The sequence below is a fragment of the Dyella sp. CR10 genome (genome assembly GCF_055814425.1).
Map to the genome: position 1 here is coordinate 2,594,947 of NZ_CP185986.1, position 20,578 is coordinate 2,615,524.

A 20,578-nucleotide genomic window follows, 5' to 3' on the forward strand; every position below is an offset into this window, starting at 1 on the left:
CTTTGAACGCGCTGCCCGGGACTGGATGGCGTTCGCCGCCCCCCCCCAGTCCGACAAACTCTCGGCAGCTCGACGTCAGAGCTTTCGCTTATGCGAGAAGACACATCCGGGCTTGATCAGGGAAGTTGGCGGGGCGATGTTTGCAATGCGCGCACGTCGCGCCAAGGCAAGATGAATCCTTCACCACGGCAATTTCTCGCCATTTCGGGATACATATTGAAGGCAGTGAACAGACCTTGCGGCCGCGGGGAAAATTGGATGTCATTTTTCCAGCCGTTGCCGAAATGCCCCCAATTAGTACACACGCTACCTTTGCAATCGAAACTCTCCAATGCCTGGGCCTGACAGTCATCCTCTTCGCGCTTATCTGCTGCGTGACGCAAGGCCAGCGACACGATGTCATTACCCTTGGCGTAGTCGAAAGTCTTGTCATTGGTGGTGGGAAAACGCAGTTCCGTAGTCCAGTCGATGTCGTCACCCGTCGCCAGATCGTAGGACACCGTTCCCCACCCGCTTGACGGATGCACGGCGCCGGGCCAATCCGATTCGCAGTTCTCATCGATAACAAAAAGACGCTCGTTCGCAAATGCCACGGTCGGCGTGCAGCTCGACTCGCCTTGAGGAAGCGATTGCAGGGCAGCGCTAACCTCGTTCCTGAAGATCTTCTGTCGAGCCTCGTTAATCCGACGCATAGCCTCCGCGTTGGGCGCCTTGACCAGCTGCGGCATGATGGCGCCACTTCGCTTGTCTCTAACGAACTGCCAGGTCACCCCACCGTTGGCGGCGGTGCCTTTCTTCGGAAGCACCTCTTGCTCGCCCTCGCTGCGTAGGCACTCGTAGGTATGCCCGCTCAGGGATGTATCGGCCGGACCCATATCGCAGGGCAAAGTGGTGCGCTTGAGATCGATGGCAAGTGCGTGAGCCACCTGCGGTGTTTTACGCCACTCGCCCGTCACCGCGTCGGCGCCGAACGATAGCGTCCAATAACCGGTGGGATGTTCGCATGCGGGAGGCTCCGCATCGCCGCCAGATAGCGGGCACTCGATGAACTCACCGCCCCTTTTACCAGGCAGCAAGCTGATATCCACACCCTGAGAGCGATAGAAGTAACGGCCGATCGTTTGCTGCTCGTTCTTTTCGAGCCGTAGTGCGATAGCCGACTTGCCGATCGTGCCGACGTACACGATCCCCTGCTTCTCGTCTGCGTGGCAAAGGCCGACTAGGCCGAGCATGACGATTGAGCCAGCCATCAGTAAACGCATGAACTTAACTCCGGCAATCGACAGGCTTGCCTCGGCGAGCCAGTCTGCAACACCCCTATAAGCGCTTGTAAGCCCGGGGTATTTTTTGGGGCATTTTCCAGAAACCTACCTTCAAGTCGCACCAAATTGTTCTTTTCGATCCCTATCACCTACCGAGAGGGTCCAAGGACGTCCCATAGAGTCAACGGAACACGAGAAGAGCCCACGAATATGTGGCTTTTTAAATGCCTGTCGTCCAAGGGGGATACCCAGCGCCTCTTTTCTGGGGCGTATATCTGAGATGCCTAACGTTCTATTGCGCATGCAAAGCGAAAGGCCTGCAAGATCCCCGTGGACGCGCTGCGCTAGTTGATGGGGAGCGGCGAAGTATCGCGAGACGATACGAGGGGAGTTTCCAACACGGTAGCGTCGCTACGAGGACGTGGTCAACATGACCATCTAGTTTCGCTGGAACCTCTCTACACCCGTTCCCAAACGCGGGGCAAAGAAAAAGCCCCATCCTTGGGGCTTGCAGCCATCCTTAGCCGCTATGTCCTAGTCCAGGTCGTCGGCAAAGGTGCCTGACTTGCCGGACAGAGATAGTTTGGCGTTTACGGATCGGAGGCTGTAGAGGTGAAGCACGCGTCAACATGTAGGGGAATTCCTACAGAACGATCCCTGTCTCTTGAACGCCCGTGGCGAGCAAGCCGACCGACCGTCGATTCCACAGATGCAATCCATGCCACCGCGAACCTCTAACCTTCACAGCCTTATCGAATAGACGTATAGCCATCCATTTCGTGGATATCGTTTGAAAAGCTCAAAAAAGAAAAACGCCCAGGTTTCCCTGGGCGTTTCTTACATTGGTGGGCCGTGTAGGATTCGAACCTACGACCAATTGATTAAGAGTCAACTGCTCTACCAGCTGAGCTAACGGCCCTGAACTTCTCGATTTGTTTGGGGTGGACGATGGGACTCGAACCCACGACAACCGGAATCACAATCCGGTACTCTAACCAACTGAGCTACGCCCACCATAACCTTGATGTACTGGCGCGCCCGACAGGAATCGAACCTGCAACCGTCGGCTTAGAAGGCCGATGCTCTATCCGGTTGAGCTACAGGCGCAATGCACTTTGGTGCAGAGCAACTGCTGGTCGGGGCAGAGGGATTCGAACCCACGACTTCCAGCTCCCAAAGCTGGCGCTCTACCAGGCTGAGCTATACCCCGATTTCGAACCCTCGGTCGCTTTCGCCGTACCGAAGCTTTGAAATGCTACGGGTGCCGCTTCGCCCAGTCAATCCGTATCGAAGCACACCGAACACATCTTTCGTCCGGTCCGCACGACGATGCTTTGTCGAGCGGCTGCAAGCCATGATGCGGACACCATACCTCGCGTTTTAATTGGCGCGCCCGGAGAGATTCGAACTCCCGACCACCAAGTTCGTAGCCTGGTACTCTATCCAACTGAGCTACGGGCGCATTTGAAACATTTGCCTTGCCGCTTAACCACCGGAGTGGAAAGCGCCGAAGCGAGAAGCGGAATTATTCAGATTCGGGCGGCGGTCGTCAATACTTTTTTCAGTTTTTTTTCACCGAGTGCCGAAACATTCACAACTCGATGAAACGACCGCGTTTCGAAGCCGCACATTCTAACTGTCTGAGACCAGATCGCCTAGAGGGTCCGTGATGCGCATAGAAACATTCCACGCACCACCAGGAATACGGTCAGAAAGCCGGCAACGCTATTCGCATACGTGCCACTCACTCCACAAACAAAAGGGGCGGCCAATGGGCCGCCCTTCTCGTCTTGCGTGTGCCTTGGCGGCACTCAACCAAGCGGGTGTCGACTCTGCGTCGCCGGATCGCCTACCTTGGCGCCAGCGTCGCCACGCGGCGGCGGCGGAGGCGGCGTAGGTCCAGGCGATGCGGTCTTGGTCCAATCGGCCGGAGGACCGGGCACGCGACCCGCCATGATCTCGTCGATCTGATGCGCATCGATGGTTTCGTACTGCAGCAGCGCTTCCGCCATGACGTGCAGCTTGTCGATGTTGTCGGTCAGCAGTTGATTGGTGCGCGCATACGCGCGATCCAGGATCGCACGGACCTCCTCGTCGATCTTGCGCGCCGTCTCGTTCGAGACGTTCTTGTGCTGAGTGACGGCGCGACCAAGGAAGACCTCGTCTTCTTCCTCACCATAGGTCACCGGGCCCAGCTTGTCTGAAAGGCCCCATTTGGTCGCCATGTTGCGCGCCATCTTGGTGGCGCGTTCGATGTCGTTGGACGCGCCGGTCGTAACCTTGTCCTCGCCGAAGATCAACGCTTCGGCGACGCGGCCGCCATAAAGCGAGCACAGCTGCGATTCGATCGCCACGCGGTTCATGCTGTACTTGTCGCCTTCCGGCAGGTACATGGTCACGCCAAGAGCGCGGCCGCGCGGAATGATCGTGACCTTGTAGACCGGGTCGTGCTCGGGCACCAGGCGGCCGACAATGGCGTGGCCCGCCTCGTGGTAGGCTGTGAGCTTCTTCTCGTCCTCGCTCATGGCCATCGAGCGGCGCTCCGTACCCATCAGGATCTTGTCGCGCGCCTTGTCCAGGTGGCTCATGCGTACGTCGCGCGCATTTTCGCGGGCGGCGAACAGCGCGGCTTCATTGACCAGATTCGCCAGGTCGGCACCGGAGAAGCCAGGGGTACCGCGCGCGATCGTCATCGGATCGACGTCAGCGGCGACCGGCACCTTGCGCAGATGCACTTTCAGGATCTGCTCGCGCCCCTTCACATCCGGGAGCCCCACGACGACCTGGCGGTCGAAGCGGCCCGGACGCAGCAACGCAGGGTCCAGCACATCCGGACGGTTGGTCGCGGCAATCACGATCACGCCCTCGGTGCCCTCGAAACCATCCATCTCCACCAGCAACTGGTTGAGAGTCTGCTCGCGCTCGTCATGACCGCCGCCCAGGCCAGCGCCACGGTGGCGACCCACCGCATCGATCTCATCGATAAAGATGATGCATGGCGCGTGCTTCTTGGCCTGGTCGAACATATCGCGCACGCGGCTGGCGCCGACACCCACGAACATCTCGACGAAGTCGGAACCTGAGATGGAGAAGAACGGCACCTTCGCCTCGCCGGCGATCGCCTTGGCGAGCAAGGTCTTGCCGGTGCCCGGCGGGCCCACCATCAGCACGCCGCGCGGAATCTTGCCACCCAGCTTCTGGAACTTGCCCGGGTCGCGCAGGAACTCGACCAGTTCGCCGACTTCTTCCTTGGCTTCGTCGCAACCCGCAACGTCGCTGAAATTGACCTTGATCTGGTCCTCGCCCTGCAACTTGGCGCGCGAGCGCCCGAAGCTCATGGCACCGCGACCACCTGCACCGGCCTGCATCTGGCGCATGAACCAGATGAAGACACCGACGATCAGGATGATCGGCAGCCAGTTGAGCAACAGGCCCAGCAGGGAGAAGCCGTTGTTCGCCGGCTCCTGGCGTACCTCCACGCCCTTGTCCTGCATCTGCTTGACGACGGTGCTGTTGGAGAAACCGAGCACCGGTGCCACGGTCCGGAACGCGCTGCCGTCTTTCAGCTTGCCGCTGATAGTGGCCGGCTGGTCGGCACCGATCGTCGCGGTGGCCACGTTGCCGTTGTCCACGCTCTGCACAAAGCTGCTGTAGGGCAGATCGGACGACGACGCGCCATGCGGATTGAAGCTCTGGAACACCGTCAGCAACACCACGGCGATAATCAGCCAGAGCAACAGATTTTTAGCCATCTCATTCATGCACGGTTCTCGCCCGGTTGAGCGCCACTGGCCTTCTTTCCTGTGGCCAGCGCATATACCTCGCGCGAACGGGCGCGGGAGGCCTTTGGTTTACGCATAGTTACGCGCGAAAACTCCGTGCGCAAGCTACGCAGGTAATCGTCGAAGCCAGCGCCCTGGAATAACTTGATCAGGAACGAACCGCCCGGCTTCAGCCAGTGCCGGCTGAAGTCCAGCGCCAGCTCGGCCAGATCCATCGCCCGGATCTGGTCGGCCAGCGCGACACCACTCATATTGGGGGCCATGTCGGACAGCACAAGATCGACTTTCTGGCCGCCAAGCCGGCTTTCCAGCTCGCGCAGCACGGACTCCTCCCGGAAGTCGCCCTGCAGGAAATCCACTCCCCCTATGCCCTGCATGGGCAGGATGTCCAGGGCCACCACCATGCCTGTGTCGCCCAGGCGCTGCCGCACCAGCTGGGACCAGCCGCCGGGGGCGGCGCCGAGATCGACAACCCGCATGCCCGGCTTGAGCAAGCGATCTCGGTCGATCAGCTCCTCCAGCTTGAACACGGCACGGGACCGCAGGCCCTCGGCCTGGGCCTTCTTTACATAGACGTCGTCGAAATGCTCCCGCAGCCAGCGGGAACTGCTTTTGCTGCGAGACATGGGTCGGCAACGGCCACAGATACGGGGTAATGGGCGCCCATGATACCCTTGACGGTCCATCTGCCGCGAATCCGAGACTGAACGCATGTCGCTCTCCCCGTCACAGCGCCGCTACCTGCGCAGCCTGGCCCATGACCTGAAGCCAGTGATCCTGCTGGGCGCCAAAGGCGCGACCGAGGCCGTGGTCAAGGAACTGGACCTCGCCCTGACGCACCACGAGCTGGTCAAGGTGAAGCTGTCCGGCGGCGACAAGGATGAGCGCCAGGAACAGATCGACTTCCTCGCCGGGGGCACCGGTGCCGAGAGCATCCAGCAGATCGGCCACATCGTGGTGCTGTTTCGTCGCAACGAAGACGAGCCCAAGCTCGCTCTGCCCCGCTGAGCCGCAGGCCATGGACCTCTCGCTCGACCGCCCAGGCGACTATCTTTTCGTGCGTCGCATCGGCGCACGCAGTATCACAGTAGTCGACCGGGAGTTCACCCGCAGCCTGGTGCTTTCCCCAGAGCGGGCCATCGAGGACTGGCCGGTATCGCACGCCGGTCAACTGGACGCCAGCCATGTCGACGCGATCCTGGAACTGCAACCCGAAGTGGTGATCCTCGGCACCGGCGAGCGCCAGGTGTTCCCCACGGCGGCCTTCATGGCTGGGTTCCTGAGCCGCGGCGTGGGCGTGGAAGTCATGGACAACGCCGCCGCTGCACGTACCTACGACCTGCTTGCCGGCGAGAACCGGCGCGTGGTCGTCGCCTTCATCCTGCCGGAAGGCTGAGCCGCCTCGTTCGGCCAGTCCCTATCGGACTGGCCACCCCCTAGTCAGCGCGACGGCAGATATCCCATCGGATCGACCGGATTGCCGTCGCGGCGGATCTGGAACTGCAATTCGTCGCGGGTGGCACCGGTGGATCCCATTTCCGCGATCTGCTGGCCGGCGCTGACGTGCTGTCCTTCCTTTACCAGACGCTTGCTGTTGTGCCCATAAGCCGACAGGAAGCTGTCGTTGTGCTTGATGATCACCAGCTCGCCGTAGCCCACCAGTCCATTGCCGCTGTACACGACCACGCCATCCGCAGCGGCGCGTATCGGATCGCCGGATTTGCCGAGAATCTCAATGCCCGGGATCGCGTCGCCTGATTGGAAGCGTTTCCCCATTGCGCCATCGGCCGGCCAGCGCCAGGTGACGCCGCCACTGGAGCGGGTCCCACCAGCTGCGACCGGCTGAGCGGGCGCCGGGGGAGGCGTTGTGGGCGCGGTGGCCGTATGGGCTGTGGCGGGTACGCCGGCGACGGGTACGACCGTCGCGGCCGTGGTGGCAGGCGCGGGTATCGAGGGCGGAACAGCAACCACTGGTGTCGCGGAAGCGGCGGATGCCGCCGCCGTCGCGGTAGCCGCTGGCTGGGCTGCCGCAGGAGGCGTATTCGCTACAGGCTGGAAACCGCCGGCACTCGGCGCCGCGCCGGCCTGAGGCGTAGATGCAGGCGTGGCGCTCGCCGGCCGCGACGGGGTAGCCGCATGCCCGGCCGCCGCGACAGCGGAACTGGAAGCCGCCGCACCGCCGCCGGACGACAGCTTCAATACCTGCCCCGGCCAGATCGTGTATGGCGCGGCAATGCCGTTCCACGACGCCAGGTCGCGGAAATCCACGCCGTTACGGAAGGCGATCGAATACAACGTGTCGCCCTTCACCACGCGGTAGCTGCCGCCCGGCGCTGCGGCGCGGGCGCTCGGCGCCACCGTGCGCCCTTGCGAACCGGCGGGTTCGACGACAACCGAGCTGCGCGGGGACACGCAGGCGGCCAGCAACAGGGAAAGCGCGGCGGGGGCGAGGTAGCGGCTGGGTCCTTTCATGCGTTTGAGCATACCGAGCCGTAACGTCATTTTCATGCGGGCTTCCTTGTCCATGGGAGATTCCCGAACCTCAGCGGCGCAACAGCCACCACGCCAGGAGGCCGGCGAGGATGACGATCGCCGCCCAGCCAATGCGCTCGATGTGCTTGTGCAGGAGTCGCTCGGCGCGCTCGCCGAACAGGCGGATCAGCAAGGCCAGCAGCCACACGCGCTTGCCACGCCCGACCGCCATGCAGACCAGGAACGGGATCAGCGGCACGCCGACGATGCCCGCGGCCCAGGTCACGAATTTCATCGGCACGACCGGCTGCAGCGCGGCCAGCGCCAGCACCACCAGCAGGCCGAGCCAATGCGTGTTCATCTGCGTGCGCAGGCTCTCCACGCCTTGCTCGATCGGTGCCAGCAGATGCAGCGCCTCGAGCACCGGATGCAGGGCCTGGAACGCCCAGTGACCCAGCGCGTAGCCGACCAGCGAGCCGAGCAAGGAGAACAGCAGGCTGATATTGGCGTAGAAGAACGCCTTGTGCCGCTTGCCCAGCATCATGGGCGCCAGCATCACTTCCGGCATGATCGGAAAGATGAAGGCCTCGACGAAGCTCAACCCGCACAAGTAATAGACCGCCTTGGGGTGGCGCGCCCAGGTCAGGGCACGGGCATAGAGCGTTCCGAACAGGCGCATCAGGCGTCCTTGTTGAAGAGAGGGATCATCCGATGCCGCCCAGCAGCGGCACGAAGCTCACGGGCCCGAGTTCTTCCTGGACGAAGTCGCCCTCCCCGTCGCCGCGCATGCGGATCAGGGTCTGGTGGCTGGGCGAACCGACCGGAGCCACCAGCACGCCGGTGGGCGTGAGCTGGTCGAGCAGCTGCGTAGGGATAGTGTCGCCGGCGGCAGTAAGGATGATTGCGTCGAACGGCGCCTCATCGCTCCAGCCCAGCTTGCCGTCATCATGGCGGGAGCGGATGTTGGCCAGCCCCAGCTGGCGGAAGCGGCGGCGCGCCTGGCGCAACAGCTCCTCGATGCGCTCGACCGTGTAGATCTGCGGTACCAGCGAAGCCAGCACCACCGCCTGGTAACCCGAGCCGGTACCGATCTCCAGCACCTTCTGCGGCATGCCGAACTCGAGCAGCGCCTCGGTCATGCGCGCCACCACCCACGGCTGCGAAATGGTCTGGCCATGCCCGATGGGCAGCGCGGTGTTCTCGTAGGCGCGCGAATGCAGTGCCTGGTCGATGAAATGGTGGCGCGGCAGATTGCGGATCACCTCGATCACACGCGGATCGCGGATCCCCTCTTCCTTAAGCTTGGCGGCCAAACGGTCGCGTGCGCGCTGCGACGTCATGCCTTCGCCCTTGAGCGCGGATGGCGGAAGCGGATGCACGTTCATGGTCACGCCGCCCTCTCCCCGCACCCATCCATGCGGCTGCTGAGCCCGCTCATCCAGCTGCTGACCTTTTCCAGCGCCTGGAAGCGCGTGAGGTCCACATGAATCGGCGTGACCGAGATATAGCCGCGCTGCACGGCGTTGAAGTCGGTGCCAGGACCGGCGTCGTCAACATCGCCCGCAGGACCGATCCACCAGATCGGCCGGCCGCGCGGGTCGGCCTGCTGGATGCAAGGCGCCGAACGATGACGCTTGCCGAGCCGGGTCACTTCGAAACCGTGGATTTCCTCCCATGGACGGTCCGGCACGTTGACATTGAGAATGGTGTCGGCCGGCAGCGGGTCGACCAGCAGGCGCTCCATCAGCATCAGCACGGCACGCGCGGCGGACTCGTAGTGCTCACCCTTGTGATCGGTGCTCACCAACGACACGGCAATCGCCGGCAGGCCAAGGAAGCGGCCTTCCATCGCGGCCGACACCGTGCCGGAATAGATCACGTCGTCGCCGAGATTGGCGGAGTTGTTGATGCCGGAGACGACGATGTCGGGCTCGTGATCCAGCAGCCCGGCCAGCGCCAGATGGACGCAATCGGTCGGTGTGCCCGCCACGCGGTAATAGCCGTTGTCCATCCGCAGCGCGCGGATCGGTGCATCCAGGGTAAGTGAATTGCTCGCGCCGGAGCGGTCGCGATCGGGGGCCACTACCGTGACCTCGCCAACCCTGCCGAGGCGCTCGGCGAGCACGCGGATACCGGGGGCATCCACGCCGTCGTCGTTGCTTACGAGTACTCGCATCGTCATCCGTTCAAAGCCAGGCTCCGGCATGCGCCCGAGTCCCCCGCACGCCAGTGATAGGCCCGAAGTCTACCCGAGCGGGCCCCGGGTTTCACGGCTGCTCACGCACGAAAGCGCGTGAACGCATGTCCTCGCAGGCAACGCCGGAACCCGGGCAGGCATCACCTCGCGCTGCAGGGTTCATGCCTCCTTTCCAGGGGCATCCGTCGCTCGCCATCCTTATGCGAAGGACGCGAATTCTTGGTTAGGATGGCACCATGAAACGCCGCCCTCCAGCCACCGTCAGCGACGACGACGCGCGTCTGTTCCGCGATGCGATCGGCGACATCCGCCGCCTCGAACCGGCCGAAGCACCGCCTGCGGCGCCGCGGCCGGAACCGAGGGCCCACATGCTCGAAGCCGACGAGGCGGCGGTACCCGGAGAACTGCTGGACATGGCCTTCGATCCCGGCCTGATGGAAGTCGGCGAGGAGCTTAGCTACCTGCGCGACGGCTATCCGCCCAAGCTGCTCAAGCAACTCAAGCGCGGGCAGTTCAGCGTGCAGGACGACATCGACCTGCACCAGATGAATGCCGCGGCCGCCCAGGCTTGCATTGCCGATTTCCTCGCCGAAGCGCATCGGCGCGGCATGCGCTGTGTGCGCATCGTGCACGGCAAAGGTTTGCGCTCCAAGGCCAGTGGCCCGGTCCTGAAAGTGCTGACCGATCGTCTCCTGCGCCGCCGCGACGACGTGATCGCCTTTGCCTCGGCACGCCCCATGCAGGGCGGCACCGGCGCGGTGGTCGTCCTGCTGAAAGACTGACCGGCCGGCTCAGGCCAAGGCTACTTCCCGCACGACCACGGTGGCGTAGGCGCCGGCGGGCAGTTCGAAGGAAAGCTCCAGCGCATCATCTTCCAGCCAGCGCCAGCGCAATTGACCAGGCAGCAGACGCAGCGGACGACGCTCCTGGTCCATGCGGGCCGCCACCAGGCCGTCGGCCAGCTCCGCGTTCGCGGCGGCGATCTGGTTTTCCAGCGCGCCGGCAACGTCGCCAGCCGGCGTTTCGCCCTGCCCCCACAGGGGGCCGGAGGGGTGGATGTCGCCGCGAGCGAGGCGATCGGCCAGCGTGGCGTCGAACGCTTCCGGCCCGAACCACGAGCGGCTGCCGGCCAGCGCCCAGATTTCGCCATCCAGCGGCGAGTCCCAGGCGCCGCGCTCCACGCGGGCGGCCAATACCTCGTTGAAGATATGCGAGCGCGCCGCCGACAACAGGAAAGATCGCTTGTCGCGATCGACACGACGCCCGGCGAACATCGCCCTGGCTTGTTCCACGTTGCTTCCGCCCCGGCCGAAGCGCTGTTCGCCGAAATAGTTGGGCACGCCGCGCAGCGCGATCCGCTCCAGCACTTCTTCGGCACGCCCGCGGTCGCCCTGCACCTCCCGCAGCACCAGCACGAACCGGTTGCCGCGCAGCGCGCCTCGCTTGAGCTTGCGCTGGTGGCGTGCCGCCGACAGTACGCGCACCTCCGCATGCGGGAAGGCCGACCAGTCTGGATCGGGCTTGCCGGCCAACTGTACGGAGAACATCTGGCGCGTCACCGCATGGCGATCCTTCAGGCCTGCATAACCGACCGCGACCGGCGGTACGCCGGCGAAACGCGCCAGCTCACGCGCCACCCAATCGGTGTTGGCGCCGAGCTTCTCCACCCACAGCAAGGCGTGCTCGCCCGCACCGTCGGCCTCGTAACCGAGCATTTCCTCGACCTGGAAATCCTCCGGCGCACTGCGCAGCCGGGCGGTCAACGGCGGCGCGCCGTAGGCAAAAGGAAGTTCGCTCATATCGATGAAAACCAGGAAAAGGAGATGGCCGACCATCGGCCGGAGGTGGGCATTACATCAGGAACAGCGTCGCCAGCCCGAGAAAGATGAAGAAGCCGCCGCTGTCCGTCATGGCCGTGATCATGACGCTGGAACCCAGCGCAGGGTCGCGCCCCAGGCGCGCCATCAGCATCGGTATGCCCACGCCGCAGAACGCGGCGAGCAGGAGATTCAGCGTCATCGCGCCAGTCATCACCAGGCCCAGCGCCACGTTGCCGTACAGCAACCAGGCCACCACGCCGATCACGCCGCCCCAGACCAGTCCATTGACCAGCGCCACGCCCATCTCCTTGTGCCACAGGCGCTTGGCGCTGGCCGGCGTGATCTGGTCCAGCGCCAGGGCGCGCACGATCATGGTGATGGTCTGGTTGCCGGAGTTGCCGCCGATGCCGGCGACGATCGGCATCAGCGCGGCCAGCGCCACCAGTTTCTGGATCGACCCTTCGAACAGGCCGATCACGCGCGACGCGATAAAGGCGGTAATCAGATTGATCGCCAGCCACGCCCAGCGGTTGCGCAGCGACTTCCACACCGAGGCGAAGATGTCCTCCTCTTCGCGCAGGCCGCCGCGGCTGAGCGCTTCGCTCTCGCCCTCCTCGCGGATCACATCGACCATCGCGTCGATGGTGATGCGGCCGATCAGATGGCTGCTGTCGTCCACCACCGGCGCGGTCACCAGGTCGTAGCGTTCGAACGCCTGCGCCACCTCGTAAGCGTCGTCGGCAGGATGGAAAGTGTTGACGTCTGGCGCCATCACCTCGCTGACCATCTTCTCGGGCGAGTTCACCAACAGCCAATGCAACGGAAGCACGCCGGTCAGCACATTGTCCTGGTTGACCACGAACAGTTTGTCGGTCTGCGCAGGCAGCTCGTCGAAACGACGCAGATAACGCAGTACCACCTCGAGGCTAACGTCCTCGCGGATGGTGACCATCTCGAAGTCCATCAGCGCGCCGACCTGATCGTCCTTCCAGGACAACGCCGATTGCAACTGCTCGCGCTGCTGCGCGTCGAGGCTCGCCATCAGCTCGGGCAGCACCTCGGTCGGCAGATCCTCGACCAGGTCGGCCAGCTCGTCGGCCTCCAGCGGCTCGACCGCGGCAAGGATCTCGCGTCGGTCCATGTCCGCGATCAGCGATTCGCGCACCGCGTCGGAGACTTCGAGCAGGATCTCGCCGTCGCGGTCGGCCTTCACCAGCTGCCAGACGGTGAGGCGATCCTCCAGCGGCAGCGCTTCGAGGATGTAAGCGATATCTGCCGGGTGCAGTCCGTCGAGCTGCCGCTGCAGTTCGGCCAGGTGCTGGCGGTGCAACAGATTGTCGACCAGCTCCTGGTGCGGCCCGTGCTGCGCATGCGCAACTTGCTCAACCAGCTTGTGCCGGCGCAGCAGTTCGTTGATGTGCTCCAGCTGTTCGTGCAGCCGGTTGGCGGAGCCGCGGACCTCCGCCTCGCTCATGCCAGGACCAGCAGCACGCAGGCCTGCGCGGCGATGCCCTCACCCCGGCCTGTGAAGCCCAGCTTCTCGGTGGTAGTCGCCTTCACGCTGACACGATCGATATCGCAACGCAGTTCCTCCGCGAGCACTTCGCGCATCGCCAACGCATGCGGCCCGACCTTGGGTGCTTCGCAGATCACCGTCACATCCGCATTGCCAAGCGCGTAGCCGCGTTCGCGCATCAACGCCTGCGCATGGCGCAAGAAAAGGCGACTGTCGGCGTTGCGCCACTGTTCCTGCGAAGGCGGGAAATGCCGGCCGATATCGCCCAGCGCCAACGCGCCGAAAATGGCATCGCACAGGGCGTGAATCACCACATCGCCGTCCGAATGCGCCTGCACGCCACGATTGTGCGGTACGCGCACGCCACCGAGCATGACGTGATCGCCTTCTCCGAAGATATGGACATCGAAACCCTGGCCGATCCGCATCATGCGCTGCCTTTCCTCACGCCGTCTTGCCCAGCAGGAATTCGGCCAGCGCGAAGTCGGCGGCCGTCGTCACCTTGATATTGTCCTCGGCGCCTTCGACGAGCAATGGGCGGAATCCGACATGCTCCATGGCCATGGCTTCGTCGCTCGGCTTAAGGCCGCTTTGCGACGCCGCGCGCAAGGCTGTGGCCAGGTCATCGCGCCGGAACATCTGCGGCGTGAAGGCGCGCCAACGCTCCTCGCGCGGCTCGGTGACCCGGCTGCGCCCTTGCGCATCCGCACGCTTGAGCGTGTCGCGCAATGGCGCCCCCAGCAAACCGCCGTCGACAGCGCCGGCTTGCACGATCAGACGTTCGATGTCCGCCGCACGCACGCACGGCCGTGCCGCATCATGGACCAGAACGAATTCGCCCGCGTCCACCGACGCGGGCAATGCCTCGAGACCTGCCAGCACGGAATCGCAGCGCTCGGCGCCGCCGATAGCGGTGAGCAGCGGTTTGCCCGCGATACTCCGCCAACCGGGCCACCGCTCGTCGCCCGCCCCCAGCACGACCATCAGTCCGGCAATGCGCGGATGCATCGCCAGCCGCTCGAGCGTGTGCTCGATCAAAGGCCGACCGGCCAGTGGCAGGTATTGCTTGGGGATGTCCCCGCCCACCCGCGCGCCACGCCCGGCGGCCGGCACCACGCACCACAGTGTCGCCATGTCAGTGTCCGCTGCTGGCGGCGGGCGCCGGCGGCGCCGCCGGCGCGGAGGAAGCGGCGCCGGGCTGCTCGACCACCTGGTAGAAGGTCTCGCCGGGCTTGATCAGCCCCAGCTCGCCACGTGCACGCGCCTCGACCGCCTGTTCGCCGTGCTTGAGGTCGTCGACGTCCGCGCCCAGCGCCTGATTGCGTTGAAGCAGGCGCTGATTGTCGTCGGTCTGTTTCTTGACCGCAGCGCGCAGGGTTTCGACCTCGTGCACGCCACCGCTGCCGGTCCACAGTTTGACCTGCAGACCGATCAGCGCAAGCAGAAGGATGAGGGCGATCCAGCGCAGCATGGAACGTTCGCGCGACCGCTCAGCCCGGGAGGCTGCTCAGGCTCGGAAAGGCCTGGCGGCCGGCGTAGCGGGCGGCGGCGCCGAGCTGCTCCTCGATGCGCAGCAGCTGGTTGTACTTCGCCACGCGGTCGGTGCGGCACAGCGAGCCGGTCTTGATCTGCGTCGCGGTGGTCGCCACGGCGATATCGGCGATGGTGGTGTCTTCCGTTTCGCCCGAACGGTGCGACACGATCGCGGCGTACTTGGCCGCATCGGCCATCGCGATCGCCTCCAGCGTCTCCGACAGCGTGCCGATCTGGTTCACCTTGATCAGGATCGCGTTGGCGATCTTCTTGTCGATGCCCTCGCGGAAGATCGCCGGATTGGTCACGAACAGGTCGTCGCCGACCAGCTGGACCTTGTCGCCGATGGTGTCTGTGAGCAGCTTCCAGCCGTCCCAGTCGCCTTCGGCCATGCCGTCCTCGATGGTGACAATCGGGTACTGCTTCGCCCAGCTGGCCAGCAGGTCGACGAACTGCGCGGGCGTATAGACCTTGCCCTCGCCTTCCAGGTCGTATTTGCCATCCTTGAAGAACTCGGAGCTGGCCACGTCCAGGCCCAGCAGGATGTCGCTGCCGATCTTGTAGCCGGACTTGTTCACCGCTTCGAGGATGGTATCCAGTGCCTCGATGTTCGAACGCAGATTCGGCGCGAAGCCGCCCTCGTCACCCACCGCGGTGTTCAGGCCCTTGCCCTTCAGCACGCCCTTGAGCGCATGGAAGATCTCGGTGCCGGCGCGCAGCGCCTCGGCGAAGCTCGGCAGGCCCACCGGCAGCACCATGAATTCCTGCACGTCGACGTTGTTATCGGCATGAGCGCCGCCGTTGATGATGTTCATCATCGGCACCGGCAGCGCGCCCGGCTTGCCGGTGGTGCCGTTGATCGTGGCCAGGTACTGCCACAGCGGCTGGCGGTTCTGCGCTGCCACCGCATGGGCCGCGGCCATTGAAACGCCGAGGATGGCGTTGGCGCCCAGCTTGCCCTTGTTCGGGGTGCCGTCCAGAGCGATCAGCTTGGCATCGAGACCCTTCTGGTCCGCCGCATCGAAACTCTTGAGCGCACCGGCGATCGCGCCATTGACGTTGGCCACCGCGTTCTTCACGCCCTTGCCCAGATAGCGCGACTTGTCGCCGTCGCGCAGCTCCACCGCTTCGCGAGTACCGGTGGATGCGCCGCTGGGTACGGCCGCGCGGCCGAAACCGCCGCCAGCCAGGGTCACTTCCGCCTCGAGCGTGGGGTTGCCGCGGGAATCGAGGATCTCGCGGGCGTGGATACGGGTGATCTGCGTCGTCATTAAGTAATGCCCTTATGGGTCAGTGCTTGAAGATCCAAAACATCAAGGCCGCAATGCCCGCCAGCAGCACCGCGACAACCATGCGGTAGAACTTCTGGAAGCGCTTGGTCACGCTCAGTGCCTGATCCTGCCTGGCAATGGCCGCCGTGCTGTTCTTGCGGTACAGCTCCAGGTACTCGCGCTGGATGTCACGAATTTCCGTCAGCAGTTGCACCAGCGGTTCATCCGTGGACATGCGCGCTTCCAGGTCAGACGGTACTTTCGAGGAACCCGTGCCGCTTGGTGACCTGATCCAGCTCCATCAGGGTCTCCAGCAGCGCTTCCATCTTGCCGAGCGGCCAGGCGTTGGGGCCATCACTAAGCGCCTTGGCGGGATCCGGATGGGTCTCGGCGAACAGGCCCGCCACGCCCACCGCGATGGCAGCGCGCGCCAGCACCGGCACGAACTCGCGCTGGCCGCCGGAACTGGTGCCCTGCCCGCCCGGCAGCTGCACCGAATGCGTCGCATCGAACACCACCGGGCAGCCGGTATCGCGCATCACCGCGAGCGAGCGCATGTCCGACACCAGGTTGTTGTAGCCGAAGCTGGCCCCGCGTTCGCACACGAGAATGTCGTCGTTGCCCACGGCCTTGGCCTTGTCGACCACGTTCTTCATGTCCCACGGGGCCAGGAACTGGCCCTTCTTGATGTTCACCGGCTTGCCCACGCGGGCCACGGCCTGGATGAAATCGGTCTGACGGCACAGGAACGCCGGCGTCTGCAGCACGTCGACCACGGACGCCACTTCGGCGAACGGGGTGTATTCGTGCACGTCGGTGAGCACCGGCACGCCGACCTGGCGCTTCACCTCGCCAAGGATGCGCAGGCCTTCTTCCATGCCCAGGCCGCGGAAGCTGCTGCCCGAGGAACGGTTGGCCTTGTCGAAGCTGGACTTGAAGATGAAATTGACACCGAGCCTGCCGGTGATTTCCTTCAGCTTGCCGGCGGTGTCCACCTGCAACTGCTCGGACTCCACGACGCAGGGACCGGCGATCAGGAACAGCGGCTGGTCCTGGCCGACCTCGAATCCGCAAAGCTTCATGCCACGTGCTCCTTGGCCAGACGCTCGCCCTCGCGCACCGCCTTGTATTCGCGTGCGGCGTGTACGAAACCGATGAACAGCGGATGGCCGTCGCGCGGCGTGGAGGTGAATTCCGGATGCGCCTGGCAGCCGAGGAACCACGGATGCTTCTGCGCCGGCAGCTCGACGATCTCCACCAGCAGATCGTCCATCGACTTGCCCGAGATCACCAGGCCCAGGTCCTCGAAGGACTGGCGGTAGCGGTTGTTGAACTCGTAGCGGTGGCGATGGCGCTCGCGCACCACGTCCTGGCCATACAGTTCGCGCGCCAGCGTACCAGCCTTCAGGCGGCACTCCTGCGCGCCCAGGCGCATGGTGCCGCCAAGGTCCGAACGCTCGTTGCGCGTCTCGACCTCACCGGCGGCGGTGGTCCACTCGGTGATCAGCGCGATCACCGGATCGGGCGTGTTGCGGTCGTTCTCGCTGGAGTCGGCGTCGCTCAGGCCGGCTACGTGGCGGGCAAAGTCCACCACCGCGGCGTGCATGCCATAGCAGATGCCGAAGTACGGCACGCCGTGCTCGCGCGCGTACTTGGCGGCGAGCACCTTGCCTTCGAAGCCACGCTTGCCGAAACCACCCGGCACCAGGATGGCGTCAACGCCGCCCAGCACCTTCGCCGCCCCTTCCGCCTCGACCTGCTCGGAGTCGATCCACTGCAGGTTGACCCGCGTCTGCTGCTTGATGCCGCCGTGGCGCAGCGCTTCGCCCAGCGACTTGTAGGCATCCTTGTGCTCGACGTACTTGCCGACGATGGCGACGCTGATCTCATCCTTCGGATGTTCGACCGCATCCACCGTGCGTTGCCACGCGGACAGGTCGGCCGGACCGGCCTCGAGGCCGAGCCGCTTGACCACGATGTCGTCCAGCCCCTGCTTATGCAGCCATAGCGGCTGCTTGTAGATGATGTCCACGTCCGCCGCGCTGATCACGGCGTTCTCGGGCACGTTGGTGAACAGCGCGATCTTGCGGCGCTCGCCGTCGGGCAGCGGCTGCTCGCAACGGCACAGCAGCACGTCCGGCTGGATGCCGATCGAACGCAGTTCCTTCACCGAATGCTGGGTCGGCTTGGTTTTGATCTCGCCGGCAGCCTTGATGTACGGCACCAGGGTCAGGTGCATGAACAGGCACTTTTCCGGGCCGTGCTCGATGCGCAGCTGGCGGATCGCCTCCAGGAACGGCAGAGACTCGATGTCGCCCACGGTACCGCCGATCTCCACCAGCGCCACGTCGAAGCCGCGAGTGGCCTCGTGGATGCAGTGCTTGATCTCGTCGGTGATGTGGGGGATCACCTGCACGGTGGCGCCCAGGTAGTCGCCTCGGCGCTCCTTGCGGATCACCGACTCGTAGATCTTGCCGGTGGTGATGGAGTTCTTGCCGGTGAGGCGGGTGTGCACGAAGCGCTCGTAGTGGCCCAGGTCCAGGTCGGTCTCGGCGCCGTCGTCGGTGACGTACACCTCGCCATGCTGGAAGGGGCTCATCGTGCCCGGATCCACGTTGATGTACGGATCGAGCTTCATCATGGTGACCGAGAGGCCACGCGCTTCCAGAATGGAAGCCAGCGACGCCGCGGCGATGCCCTTGCCAAGCGAGGACACCACACCGCCGGTGACGAAAATCAGGGGGGTCATGGGATGCAGCCGTGCTGGAAATCGGCATTTTAGCGGAGGTCGCTGCGGGCCGCGAGCGGTCCGGCGAAAATTCCCGTACCGATTCATCGAGTCACGCCCGAACTGGCAAAGGCCCGACTGCTAGCATGAACGGATGAGCCAACCCGTTCCCTCCCGCCTCGCCCTCCTGCGCCAGGCCATGCGCCAGCATGGCGTGGATGCCTGCCTGGTACCCAGCGCCGATCCGCACCTCTCCGAGTACCTGCCCGAACACTGGCAGGCGCGCGTCTGGCTGTCCGGCTTCACCGGTTCAGCCGGCACGCTGGTCGTCACCCGGAACGAGGCGGGATTGTGGACCGACTCCCGCTACTTCACCCAGGCCGAGCAGCAACTGGCCGGCAGCGGTATCGCCCTGATGCGCCAGCGCGTGGCGCATGCGGCCGAACATCTCGAATGGCTGCTGCAGCAATTGGGCGAAGGCCAGACCCTGGCCGTCGCCGGCGACAGCGTGCCGCTGGCCACCCGGGAACAGATCGCCCGGCGCCTCGAGGCCAACGGCGCGCGCTTGCGTACCGACCTGGATCTGCCTGGCATCGTCTGGGCGGACCGCCCGCCCCTGCCATCCGCCCCCGTCGTGGAACACGCGATCCGCTACGCCAGCGTGCCGCGTGCCGACAAGCTGGCCCGGCTGCGCACTGCGATGCGCAAGCATGGCGCCAGCCATCATCTGCTTTCCAGCCTGGACGATATCGCCTGGCTGACCAACCTGCGCGGCGCGGATGTGGAGTGCAACCCGGTGTTCCTGGCGCACCTGCTGGCCGCCGCGGACGGTCCGGCCACCCTGTTCATCGACCGCGGCAAGCTCACCGACACGCTGGTCGCCGCGCTCGCCGCCGACGGGGTGCGTCTCGCCGACTACGCCACGGTCACCGACGCCCTGGGGGAACTGGGCAAAGGCGACCGCCTCCTCCTGGACGGCCAACGCGTCGTAGCGGCGATCGCCGACGCGACTCCCGCCGCCACCGGCCTGATCCAGGCGCCCAACCCTTCGACCGCGCTCAAGGCCCGCAAGACCCCGGCCGAGCTGGATCACGTGCGCGAGGTGATGCGCCGCGATGGCGCTGCCCTGGTGCGCGCCTTCCGCCGCCTGGAGGAGCGCCTGGCCGCAGGCATGAGCCAGACCGAGCTGGACGTGGACTCGCTGCTGCGCGAGGAACGCTCCGCGCAGCCTGACTTCGTCGGCGAAAGCTTCGCCACGATCGCCGGCTATCAGGCCAACGCGGCCCTGCCGCATTACCGCGCCACCGCCGAAAGCCACAGCACGCTCAAGCCACAGGGCCTGCTGCTGGTCGATTCCGGCGGCCAGTACCGGGGCGGCACGACCGACATCACGCGCGTGCTCGCGCTGGGCGAGACCACCGCCGAACAACGACGCGACGCGACCTTGGTGATGAAGGGCCTGATCGCCCTGTCCCGCGCCCGCTTTCCCAAGGGCGCCAGCGGCCCCCAGCTCGATGCGCTGGCCCGCGCTCCGCTCTGGGCCAGCGGCATGGACTACGGCCATGGCACCGGCCACGGCGTGGGCTACTTCCTCAATGTGCATGAGGGTCCGCAGGGCATTCGCCCGCCGGTCTCGGGCGCCACGCTTGTCGCACTGGAACCGGGCATGATCAGTTCGATCGAACCCGGCCTGTACAAGCCGGGCCGCCACGGCATCCGTCACGAGAACCTGGCCGTGGTGGTCGAGGCGGACCAGACCGAGTTCGGCGAATTCCACGCCTTCGAAACGCTGACCCTGTGCCCGTTCGACCGCCGCGCACTGGAGCCGGGCCTGCTCAATCCCGAGGAACGCGCCTGGCTCGACGACTACCACGCTCGCGTGCGCGCCGCGCTCAGCCCACTGCTGGAAGGCGCCGACCTGGTCTGGCTGGAGCGGCATTGCGCGCCCCTGTGAGACGACCGCTCCCGCCGGCTTGACCTGCCCCGCCGGCCACCCC

At 64.9% G+C, this 20,578-nt stretch carries 20 protein-coding genes and 5 tRNA genes; 4 read left to right on the forward strand and 21 right to left on the reverse strand.

The features are described 5' to 3' along the window. Positions 1-116: 116 nt before the first annotated feature. The 8 genes from ACNR9O_RS11700 to rlmE form a co-directional block, all read right to left on the reverse strand. The gene (locus ACNR9O_RS11700) at positions 117-1,262 is read right to left on the reverse strand and encodes a hypothetical protein (RefSeq protein WP_473680338.1); all 1,146 of its coding nucleotides are present in this window, start codon (positions 1,260-1,262) and stop codon (positions 117-119) included. A gap of 843 nt (positions 1,263-2,105) precedes the next feature. Then, a tRNA-Lys gene (locus ACNR9O_RS11705) sits at positions 2,106-2,181 on the reverse strand. Between the two features lie 18 nt (positions 2,182-2,199). Further along, positions 2,200-2,276: transfer RNA gene (locus ACNR9O_RS11710), tRNA-His, on the reverse strand. Between the two features lie 16 nt (positions 2,277-2,292). Further along, positions 2,293-2,369 (reverse strand) — tRNA-Arg (locus tag ACNR9O_RS11715). 26 nt (positions 2,370-2,395) lie between these two features. Further along, positions 2,396-2,472 (reverse strand) — tRNA-Pro (locus ACNR9O_RS11720). Between the two features lie 175 nt (positions 2,473-2,647). Continuing rightward, positions 2,648-2,724 (reverse strand) — tRNA-Arg (locus tag ACNR9O_RS11725). A gap of 349 nt (positions 2,725-3,073) precedes the next feature. Next, entirely contained in the window at positions 3,074-5,023 is a 1,950-nt protein-coding gene (gene ftsH, locus ACNR9O_RS11730; RefSeq protein WP_473680336.1) for an ATP-dependent zinc metalloprotease FtsH, read from the reverse strand. Then, positions 5,020-5,670, reverse strand: coding sequence for a 23S rRNA (uridine(2552)-2'-O)-methyltransferase RlmE (rlmE, locus tag ACNR9O_RS11735; RefSeq protein ID WP_473680334.1), 651 nt, complete (start codon positions 5,668-5,670; stop codon positions 5,020-5,022). Before rlmE ends, ftsH begins: the two co-directional genes overlap by 4 nt. A gap of 85 nt (positions 5,671-5,755) precedes the next feature. Between rlmE and yhbY the strand changes: the two genes are divergently transcribed. Then, on the forward strand, positions 5,756-6,052 hold the full coding sequence (gene yhbY / locus ACNR9O_RS11740; protein WP_473680332.1) for a ribosome assembly RNA-binding protein YhbY: 297 nt from the start codon (positions 5,756-5,758) through the stop codon (positions 6,050-6,052). Between the two features lie 10 nt (positions 6,053-6,062). Continuing rightward, positions 6,063-6,440, forward strand: a complete 378-nt coding sequence (locus ACNR9O_RS11745) for an Mth938-like domain-containing protein (RefSeq protein WP_473680330.1) — start codon at positions 6,063-6,065, stop codon at positions 6,438-6,440. A gap of 44 nt (positions 6,441-6,484) precedes the next feature. On the opposite strand, the gene ACNR9O_RS11750 is transcribed toward ACNR9O_RS11745, so the two are convergent. The 4 genes from ACNR9O_RS11750 to surE are packed head-to-tail and all read right to left on the reverse strand — an operon-like array spanning position 6,485 to position 9,692. Next, positions 6,485-7,552, reverse strand: a complete 1,068-nt coding sequence (locus ACNR9O_RS11750; protein ID WP_473680328.1) for a peptidoglycan DD-metalloendopeptidase family protein — start codon at positions 7,550-7,552, stop codon at positions 6,485-6,487. Positions 7,553-7,586: 34 nt separating this feature from the next. Continuing rightward, positions 7,587-8,195, reverse strand: coding sequence for a YqaA family protein (locus tag ACNR9O_RS11755; protein ID WP_473680326.1), 609 nt, complete (start codon positions 8,193-8,195; stop codon positions 7,587-7,589). Between the two features lie 25 nt (positions 8,196-8,220). Further along, the gene (locus ACNR9O_RS11760; protein ID WP_473680324.1) at positions 8,221-8,901 is read right to left on the reverse strand and encodes a protein-L-isoaspartate(D-aspartate) O-methyltransferase; all 681 of its coding nucleotides are present in this window, start codon (positions 8,899-8,901) and stop codon (positions 8,221-8,223) included. Between the two features lie 2 nt (positions 8,902-8,903). Continuing rightward, positions 8,904-9,692: a 5'/3'-nucleotidase SurE gene (surE, locus tag ACNR9O_RS11765; RefSeq protein ID WP_473680322.1), complete on the reverse strand. Its 789-nt coding sequence runs from the start codon at positions 9,690-9,692 to the stop codon at positions 8,904-8,906. Between the two features lie 257 nt (positions 9,693-9,949). Here surE and ACNR9O_RS11770 point away from each other — a divergent pair, with 257 nt between their 5' ends. Then, complete coding sequence (locus ACNR9O_RS11770; protein ID WP_473680320.1) at positions 9,950-10,495, forward strand: Smr/MutS family protein; 546 nt, start codon at positions 9,950-9,952, stop codon at positions 10,493-10,495. Between the two features lie 9 nt (positions 10,496-10,504). Here the strand turns inward: ACNR9O_RS11770 and truD are convergent, their stop codons facing one another. Genes truD through ACNR9O_RS11815 form a run of 9 tightly spaced genes read right to left on the reverse strand, consistent with a single transcriptional unit; the run spans position 10,505 to position 18,602 of the window. Further along, positions 10,505-11,512: a tRNA pseudouridine(13) synthase TruD gene (gene truD / locus ACNR9O_RS11775; RefSeq protein WP_473680318.1), complete on the reverse strand. Its 1,008-nt coding sequence runs from the start codon at positions 11,510-11,512 to the stop codon at positions 10,505-10,507. A 52-nt stretch (positions 11,513-11,564) separates the two neighbouring features. Next, complete coding sequence (gene mgtE / locus ACNR9O_RS11780) at positions 11,565-13,007, reverse strand: magnesium transporter (protein WP_473680316.1); 1,443 nt, start codon at positions 13,005-13,007, stop codon at positions 11,565-11,567. Beyond that, positions 13,004-13,477, reverse strand: a complete 474-nt coding sequence (ispF, locus tag ACNR9O_RS11785; RefSeq protein WP_473700774.1) for a 2-C-methyl-D-erythritol 2,4-cyclodiphosphate synthase — start codon at positions 13,475-13,477, stop codon at positions 13,004-13,006. The genes mgtE and ispF overlap by 4 nt, the downstream gene beginning before the upstream one ends. Positions 13,478-13,493: 16 nt before the next feature. Further along, positions 13,494-14,183, reverse strand: coding sequence for a 2-C-methyl-D-erythritol 4-phosphate cytidylyltransferase (gene ispD, locus ACNR9O_RS11790; protein ID WP_473680312.1), 690 nt, complete (start codon positions 14,181-14,183; stop codon positions 13,494-13,496). A gap of 1 nt (position 14,184) precedes the next feature. Continuing rightward, complete coding sequence (gene ftsB, locus ACNR9O_RS11795) at positions 14,185-14,520, reverse strand: cell division protein FtsB (RefSeq protein ID WP_473680310.1); 336 nt, start codon at positions 14,518-14,520, stop codon at positions 14,185-14,187. A gap of 19 nt (positions 14,521-14,539) precedes the next feature. Continuing rightward, complete coding sequence (gene eno, locus ACNR9O_RS11800) at positions 14,540-15,853, reverse strand: phosphopyruvate hydratase (RefSeq protein WP_473680307.1); 1,314 nt, start codon at positions 15,851-15,853, stop codon at positions 14,540-14,542. Positions 15,854-15,872: 19 nt separating this feature from the next. Further along, a complete protein-coding gene (locus tag ACNR9O_RS11805) occupies positions 15,873-16,088 on the reverse strand; it encodes a hypothetical protein (RefSeq protein WP_473680305.1) in 216 nt (71 codons plus the stop codon). Between the two features lie 13 nt (positions 16,089-16,101). Then, complete coding sequence (gene kdsA, locus ACNR9O_RS11810) at positions 16,102-16,935, reverse strand: 3-deoxy-8-phosphooctulonate synthase (RefSeq protein WP_473680303.1); 834 nt, start codon at positions 16,933-16,935, stop codon at positions 16,102-16,104. After that, positions 16,932-18,602: a CTP synthase gene (locus ACNR9O_RS11815; protein ID WP_473680301.1), complete on the reverse strand. Its 1,671-nt coding sequence runs from the start codon at positions 18,600-18,602 to the stop codon at positions 16,932-16,934. The genes kdsA and ACNR9O_RS11815 overlap by 4 nt, the downstream gene beginning before the upstream one ends. 133 nt (positions 18,603-18,735) lie before the next feature. On the opposite strand from ACNR9O_RS11815, the gene ACNR9O_RS11820 reads away from it, so the two are divergent. Continuing rightward, positions 18,736-20,535, forward strand: a complete 1,800-nt coding sequence (locus ACNR9O_RS11820; protein ID WP_473680299.1) for an aminopeptidase P family protein — start codon at positions 18,736-18,738, stop codon at positions 20,533-20,535. Positions 20,536-20,578: the final 43 nt, after the last annotated feature.